This window comes from Acinetobacter sp. SwsAc5 (genome assembly GCF_013391485.1).
GTDB classification, from domain to species: domain Bacteria; phylum Pseudomonadota; class Gammaproteobacteria; order Pseudomonadales; family Moraxellaceae; genus Acinetobacter; species Acinetobacter towneri.
On the sequence record NZ_JACAXD010000033.1, the window covers coordinates 24,878 to 31,986 of the forward strand.

The window sequence follows — 7,109 nt, forward strand, 5'->3', positions numbered from 1 at the left end:
ATTCTTTAGTGCCTTTACAGGAATAATAAATATAGTATCAAATACTAAATTCAACATTTATATATAATAAAAATCGCTCCGCTTACGCGCCGACCTATTGCTTGCACAATAGGTTATCTAAGCCTTGTGCTCACGCACAGGTCCATCCCGCTTGCGCGATCTGTACTGCTTCGCTGATCGCGGATAGTGAGCGTCACTTTTTCAGGTTGCTGTCTAAATCAAAACAATCTGTATTTCAAATATTTGATGTAGTTAAAAAGCAATACGGTTTGTATTATTTTAAATCAATACTCTTTATTGTTATATGAATCATCAAAGAGTTATATATGTGTACTTTTTTTAATGTTTTATTATAAATTATTTGATCATTTGCTAAATAATACTATATTTAATACTAAGTATATAAACAACAATCTTAGAAACTCAGCCTTTCTGAATAGGTTTAAACATGACAAATAGATTTACCAACTTCTTCTCTCAGATGTTTGGTCGGAAAAAAGGCTCTATTGTTGTAGAGAATACCCCCTTTTATATCTACAAGAAACGTACAGCCTTGGATTACATAAGCCTTTTCCTTGGGATGATGGTCGCCTTACTTGTGATCATTAACCTTCTCAAAATTACAGGGATCACAAGTAATTTATTCACCTCCGAACATATCGCCGTAGTGCGCATTAACGGCATGATCTCAAGTGACAATGATGCTAATGGTTACACTGTCTCTAAGAGTCTTAAAAAGGCTTTCGAGAATGAAAACAGTAAAGCCATTGTCATGCGAATCAATAGCGGTGGCGGCTCTCCATACCATGCCGAAATGATATGGAATGAAGTGAAATACCTGAAAAAGCAATATCCGAACAAGCCGGTATATGCACTGATTGAAGATATGGGCGCGTCAGCTGCTTACTACATTGCTTCCAGTGCGGATACGATTGTCGTAGGTAATACTTCGATTATCGGCTCGATTGGTGTGCTTATGGCCAATTACGATATCCGTGGACTGATGGATAAGGTGGGCGTAAAAGATCGTAGTTTCCATTCAGGCGAAAACAAACTGGCTTACTCCATGTCCCAAGATATTACCCCACCGCAACGAGAACACCTGAACAAGATGTTAGGTGTGGTTCATGACAATTTCATTCATGCTGTTCAAGAAGGTCGCGGTAAGCGCATTATGGAGAATTCTGAAATCTACTCAGGTAAATTTTGGACCGGCGCACAATCCATCCAATATGGTTTGGCAGACAAAGTGGGTGACATGAATTTTCTCAAACGTGAATTAAAAACCGAAGAAGTGGTGGACTATACGATCAGTAAGGACAGTCTAGGCTCTATGTTGGGTATTGGCGCAGAGCATATAGGTCAAGGCATTGCTAGTGGGATTAAAAGCTCCCTGAAAGAAGAAGCTGTGCTTTCATTAGAATAATGGAGGTAAGATGAATACAGTAATTTTTGATCCATACACCGATTATGAGCATATTCGTATGGTGGAACTCTTATTGGGGGGAATCGGATGCCTGCTGTTTGAAGATGATTCCTGTCAGTTTGCAGAGTTCGATGAAAACGATACGATGTTCGTCTATTCACCAAAGCTTAAAACTCCCCTGCTAAACGAGTTTTGTGCAACGTATATGAAAGAATATGAGCGATTGGCACTTGAGCATCGATTGGTTATACAGAAAGGCATACCATTTAAAATCGACTACTTTTGGGAATAGACCATTTAGGCTTAATTGATCTGAGCTATCTCAGTCATCTAAAAAGAATAGCCCATTTTCTCATTGAGGAAATGGGCATTTGATTAGGATCAGGCAGCGTTTGAGTCAGGCTGCATAGTTTTTAAGAATTCATCTTCTAAGGCCTGTTGAGTCTTATTCAGTTCAATTCGGTTGTGTTGAAGGATAGCATTGGTCATAAGCAGAATATTCTTACGTGTTTTACAGATTTTACCGCCTAGAATGACACGACCTTGCCATACCGGATTCTGACGACTCCAATTCATATCAAGACGTTCTAATGCAAAAGTCCATTCATTATGATTCGGACGGCGCTTTATCAGGTGCAGGCCGACTTCTGCCAATGCCATCCAAGTTACGCTATGTGCAGTAAGCGATTGGTTGCGTAACAGCTCCGAATGCACGGCAAAGTCCATCAGTTGTTCCCATTCATCAATACAAGGTACTAAGATTTCCCAAAACTTAGAAATTGTAATCGGCTTGGATGGATCATCACCTAGACCTTTCCATAGAATTTGATTGGCTTGATATAGACCGCTAAAAGTAAATAACTTGTCACTTGTTGTCGGTAGGTTTGTACGTTCCAAGTCGGTATATTTTTCAAAAAGAGGAATCTCTTTGATCATGGATTTGGTAAATGCTGTCACCTGATCGCGTTGGTTATATAGTAGTTTAATGGACTGAGCCGGCTTGACCGCATTCATATTAATATCTGCGAAAATCTGCTGTGCTGCGCTTAAACCTTGATTCGCTAGTAAATAGACAGTAATGGTTTCATCTGCCAAAAAAGGTTTTTTTGCTACAGCGAGTTGTATAGCGGCACAACGATGCTGACCATCAAATAAGGCTAAATCAGCTGATAATGAAATTTTAAGTTCACCAAGTTGAGGATAATCTTTATTGGCTTCAAACTTGATTTCACCGGTGCGGACATAGGCAACCAGTGGCGGCAGTACATAAGAATTTGGGTTGTCCAAGATGTATTTTGCAATTTGATTTACACGGCCTTGATTGATAATACGCTGACTGCGTTCATGTGCCGGTAATGAGATATCTTCTTTGCTAAATAGTTTGCCAACTAAGCTAAGGGGTAGGTTCACAGCAAAAGTTGCTTGACGAGCTTGCAGGCCTGCGAGTGCAGAAAACGAATAGAAATTTTGCATAATTAAACTCCATTGTTGATATTTAGAATATACCACATTTGTTTAATAACTTATTGTTAAACAATGTGTCTTTTTATGGAATTAGATAACGCGATTCCTTGCCCCATTGCTTACGCATGGGTCCATGCGCTTACGCTTTGGCCATACTGTCGGCAAAGGCCTAATACGCGAATTTTTGATTGCTGTAGAACGCAAATATTCCCATAGTGCAAAATATGAATGGATGAAAAGCGTAGCTTTCAATTCAGCAACATAAGCTACAATTGGCTTACACAATATTGACCTGATAAATGATAGTATTAGCCTATCAAATGCAAGGATGTCTGCATTTGAACCAGTCCCCAACATGGAAAAGTTTTTAGTTTATATACCTGCAAATACCCTCTTTGCAGGTTTTTTTGTGTCATGCTGTGTCGCACAAATGCTGTTTTTTAGATCATTTTTAACTCTATTAATTTATAATAAATAAATCAGCAAATAGAGAGATATTAAAAATGAAAGCATTGAAAATAAACCGGTTAATTCCCTGTACTGTTCAAACTAATTTGAACATTACAAGATCAATTGCTGATCAGGCTCTTGGCTACTTACAGAATTTCAATGTATTACAATCTGAAATTGAAACGCTTTTTTTAGGTGATGTTTTAATTCTGACCGTGTATGCACCCATTAATCAGCTAGATTTCATTGCTGAAATGCAGAATCAGGGATTGAAAATATATCTCTATCGCTTCTCTTATTTGCAAAGCAGTTATGTAATTTACATGAATCATAAGCTGTCTGAATCTGAACTTGAAACTGCCTACCAAAAGTACCGCTTTAATTCAGGTAAGGCTTGCTTTGAAAAATGGCATGATTTAAGACTCCTACTGAATCAGCTTGAAACAAGAGTTCGCTTCTAGCCATTGATGAAATAAGGGCTTACGGGAGTAAGTTCTTATTTCGTTGTGCCGCTGCTGTCGCAGCTCATATCTGCCGCAATATTGGCCCGTTTTAAGCCCTAGCCCCGACCTTGTATGATTTGCCTACAGCTACGCTCGTTCAAAACACCTTCATAAACGCCCCGCTTGCGCTCTTGGGACAACTGCTTGCGCAGCTGCCATCTACCCCACCCTTTGCTTACGCCGTTAACATGGATCGCTTTCGCGTTCCCTGTGGCTTCGCCGTGGTCAGAAAGGAAGGGGCGCGAATTTTTTTGAGGAAAACCTCTTGTTGTCTCTAATTGTAAAATTGGGTGGTATTAAAAGCATAAGTATCTAATTTTGCTACATATATTAACGGTTTCAACTTGGGTTGATAGTGCCTGCTTTGGTATAATTGGCTAACTTATTTAGACCTTGGATGTCACTATGGATCAAAAGCAAATTACAGTGAGTCTCTTAAAAGAATCTATTTTGGCTCTTTCATACTATGATCCTTCTGACGATTTTTATAACGAAAAAAGTGTCGGAATAGCGATTAATGGCAAGCCTTTATTGGTTCTTGGTCCCTGTGATGATGCAAAATCGAATTCTATTGCTGACCGTCTATTGAAATGCACAGATTTTGTCGATGCAGTTGAGTACCAGTATGGTCAAGTGATCCTGACTAAGGTTGTCGTATCTAATGCTGATATAGGCAAACATCAAATGTTAGGCCTGCATGAGAGTAAGCAAGGTGTAATGGATAGCCCTAATGATTTACGTGTCAAAGGTGCTGTATTGGAAGCAATCTTTGTCCCTGATCCTAAATCTATTTCAAGCTTGGCGCTGCATTGCTGTATTCAGACCAACATCATGAAATGTTTTCATCCGGAAGCTAACCGTTTGTCATACACTTTAGAGTTAAAAGAATCTAAAGCTGTGAGTTATTCATAATCTATTTTAAAAAAACATAGCCAATTCTTACACGAATTAACAATCTTAAATGTGGTATATGTTATAATGATATTATCAACAGATAGGAGTTTAAGTATGGGTTGGCTATGTCATGTAGCAGATTATGAATCTGTCAAAGAATACGCAGAATATGAATTAAAACATTCTGAAAATTATCGTTTACTTGAGCGAAGTGTTTACGGTTCGGAAGTCTATTCTCTATATGAGAAAATCGAGACTGGCCTGCGATTTATCACAGTTGATCTAGTCACTCATTCCGATGGAGAGTGGTGTAGAAAAGGTATGGATGAAACTTGCGGTCCTTACTATTACAACTGCCCTGAATACATCTTGGTCCAAAGCACTTGCGACAACCCATTAGCAGTTGAATGGCGTGAAAAATGCCGTGAATTGCGCCGTAATAAACGCAAAATGATTGATGCCGCTAAGAATCTTAATCGTGGTGATGTGATTCAATACTATAATGAAAAACTGACTTATTTGTATGCTTATAATAAATCCGTTTCTCAGATTGTATGCCGTACCGAAGCCGGTGAAATCTACCGCTATCCAGTGAAGAAATTTAAACCTGAATGGCTTGTACCGATTAAACCTGAACAAACGCAATCTGAATTGTAAAATGGGGAAACAGCTTAATCAGAACTAAGCAAAAATGGCCACTAACAAATGTGGCCATTTATGTTAAATCTATCATTGCGAAAAAAGCTGGATACATTATGGAATTATCTTTATACAAGCTCAATTTAGGTTCCTATATTGGTTCCAAACAAGGCCACCAAGCTTTTTCAGAATTCACAGATCAAGTGGACGCAGCAAAAAAAATATCGGTGTTTAATATTTCGTTTAAAGATATTGAACAGATTGATGCCTGCTTTGCTATTGCCGGAATTGTTGCATTATGCCGACTGTATAAAGGGGAAAAGCATTTTTATTTAAGTGACATTCAGAACCGCGACATTTTGACGAATTTATCTTGCGTGGCGACTGTATATGACTTGCCGCTGCTTATTTTGCATGACAACCAAAATACTGAGTGGATCGGCAAAGCTTTAACACCAAATAATGCCGAGCTGCTGACTTACATCTACTCAAAACCAAAAGTGACCACAGCCATCATTGCGAAAAAATTTGAGCTGTCAGTACCGAATGCCAGTATCAAGCTCAAGAAGCTATACGATCAGGGCTATTTAGTGGCAACAAAGCAAGATGCCGTTTCAGGTGGACACGAATATATCTATCAACCAATCCTGAGTTTTTCTGCTGCAATCGCATAGGTTCAATTTACATATCTGCTAGGAAGTCGGATCAGTCGATCCTTTCCCTGCCTGACGCGCCCCGCTTACGCTCTTGGGGCAACTGCTTGCGCAGTTACCTTCTACCCTACCCCAATGCTTACGCATGGCTACTGGACGCTTACGCGACCATTAGAGCTGCGCCGGTATCCGGAAACAAGGGCGCAAATTTTAATTTCCCCACCCCCGACCTTTATCTATTTTTTCAATACTGTTTTAAAAAGCAAAACCTCAAACAAGCGTCACCCTATGTCGTTATAAATCTTAAATAAATTGCCTTATTTGTGGTATATGGTTATAATATTTATATCAGCAAATATAGAGTTAATGACATGATTATACAATCACTAAAAGCGTTCCCTGCTCAAATTACAATGAAGGTCGATGCAGACCTCACCTTAAAATTGATCTGCTCAGGCATCAGCGTTAATCCGACAAATACTTTAATAGTTCGCAAAAGCCAATTTGTAGAATCAATTTTGGAGCCACTGGCTAAAAATGGCGTTTCTATCGATCAATTGATTAGATCAAGTTTTCTCGCATTGACACGGGAATATTCTATTAGTGGACAAGAATTGGAAGCATGGTCTTTCCTGTTATCCAAGATCGCGGATAAACAAATCAAGTTGGAATGCTCTAAATTCCTGTCCGGTATATTGGTGCGTAGTCACAACATGAATCCGGATGCACACAAGCTGATAGTAAAAACGATGAAGCAGTTGCGCACTTTCGCTAAAAAACAGGGCGACATGGAGTTTTATAAAGATTTGAATACTGACTTGGAGTTGGTTGAAGAAAAGGTACAGAGCTATGTCTAATACAATTGTTGTTACCACCTATAATGAATCTTTGAAATTCACTGGTTGTTTACTCGGCACAGCAGAAGGCAAGCCATACCCTGATTGTGATAGTTATGTCAACGGCATTCTAAAATTGACCCCTTTTACCTTACAAATGGCAAAGTAAAATTGACCCCTTTGATCTCGTATTAAGTTTCAACCTGGGGCTGAATCCCAATTCTTTTTTTATCCTTCAAACGAT

9 protein-coding genes are annotated in these 7,109 nt (G+C 39.0%); 8 read left to right on the forward strand and 1 reads right to left on the reverse strand.

The genetic code is table 11. The features are described 5' to 3' along the window. Positions 1-448: 448 nt before the first annotated feature. Together HYG89_RS14295 and HYG89_RS14300 are read left to right on the forward strand one after the other, a co-directional pair. A complete protein-coding gene (locus HYG89_RS14295) occupies positions 449-1,426 on the forward strand; it encodes a S49 family peptidase (RefSeq protein WP_178868095.1) in 978 nt (325 codons plus the stop codon). Between the two features lie 10 nt (positions 1,427-1,436). Next, entirely contained in the window at positions 1,437-1,718 is a 282-nt protein-coding gene (locus tag HYG89_RS14300; protein ID WP_178868097.1) for a hypothetical protein, read from the forward strand. Between the two features lie 89 nt (positions 1,719-1,807). On the opposite strand, the gene HYG89_RS14305 is transcribed toward HYG89_RS14300, so the two are convergent. Continuing rightward, positions 1,808-2,899 (reverse strand): DNA sulfur modification protein DndB, encoded by a 1,092-nt coding sequence (locus HYG89_RS14305; RefSeq protein ID WP_178868099.1) that lies wholly within the window; start codon positions 2,897-2,899, stop codon positions 1,808-1,810. A gap of 494 nt (positions 2,900-3,393) precedes the next feature. On the opposite strand from HYG89_RS14305, the gene HYG89_RS14310 reads away from it, so the two are divergent. The 6 genes from HYG89_RS14310 (at position 3,394) to HYG89_RS14335 (ending at position 7,034) form a co-directional block, all read left to right on the forward strand. Beyond that, on the forward strand, positions 3,394-3,801 hold the full coding sequence (locus HYG89_RS14310) for a hypothetical protein (RefSeq protein WP_178868101.1): 408 nt from the start codon (positions 3,394-3,396) through the stop codon (positions 3,799-3,801). Between the two features lie 447 nt (positions 3,802-4,248). Further along, entirely contained in the window at positions 4,249-4,755 is a 507-nt protein-coding gene (locus HYG89_RS14315; RefSeq protein WP_178868103.1) for a hypothetical protein, read from the forward strand. A gap of 96 nt (positions 4,756-4,851) precedes the next feature. Then, positions 4,852-5,394 (forward strand): hypothetical protein, encoded by a 543-nt coding sequence (locus HYG89_RS14320; RefSeq protein WP_178868105.1) that lies wholly within the window; start codon positions 4,852-4,854, stop codon positions 5,392-5,394. A gap of 98 nt (positions 5,395-5,492) precedes the next feature. After that, entirely contained in the window at positions 5,493-6,050 is a 558-nt protein-coding gene (locus HYG89_RS14325; RefSeq protein WP_178868107.1) for a helix-turn-helix domain-containing protein, read from the forward strand. A gap of 350 nt (positions 6,051-6,400) precedes the next feature. Then, positions 6,401-6,886, forward strand: coding sequence for a hypothetical protein (locus HYG89_RS14330; protein ID WP_178868109.1), 486 nt, complete (start codon positions 6,401-6,403; stop codon positions 6,884-6,886). Then, positions 6,879-7,034, forward strand: coding sequence for a hypothetical protein (locus tag HYG89_RS14335; protein ID WP_178868111.1), 156 nt, complete (start codon positions 6,879-6,881; stop codon positions 7,032-7,034). Before HYG89_RS14330 ends, HYG89_RS14335 begins: the two co-directional genes overlap by 8 nt. The last annotated feature ends 75 nt before the right edge of the window (positions 7,035-7,109 follow it).

Bases quoted from the DNA above. Each gene is read 5' to 3' on its own strand.
- HYG89_RS14295 (WP_178868095.1), top strand. From the start codon at position 449: ATGACAAATAGATTTACCAACTTCTTCTCTCAGATGTTTGGTCGGAAA.
- HYG89_RS14300 (WP_178868097.1), top strand. From the start codon at position 1,437: ATGAATACAGTAATTTTTGATCCATACACCGATTATGAGCATATTCGT.
- HYG89_RS14305 (WP_178868099.1), bottom strand. From the start codon at position 2,899: ATGCAAAATTTCTATTCGTTTTCTGCACTCGCAGGCCTGCAAGCTCGT.
- HYG89_RS14310 (WP_178868101.1), top strand. From the start codon at position 3,394: ATGAAAGCATTGAAAATAAACCGGTTAATTCCCTGTACTGTTCAAACT.
- HYG89_RS14315 (WP_178868103.1), top strand. From the start codon at position 4,249: ATGGATCAAAAGCAAATTACAGTGAGTCTCTTAAAAGAATCTATTTTG.
- HYG89_RS14320 (WP_178868105.1), top strand. From the start codon at position 4,852: ATGGGTTGGCTATGTCATGTAGCAGATTATGAATCTGTCAAAGAATAC.
- HYG89_RS14325 (WP_178868107.1), top strand. From the start codon at position 5,493: ATGGAATTATCTTTATACAAGCTCAATTTAGGTTCCTATATTGGTTCC.
- HYG89_RS14330 (WP_178868109.1), top strand. From the start codon at position 6,401: ATGATTATACAATCACTAAAAGCGTTCCCTGCTCAAATTACAATGAAG.
- HYG89_RS14335 (WP_178868111.1), top strand. From the start codon at position 6,879: ATGTCTAATACAATTGTTGTTACCACCTATAATGAATCTTTGAAATTC.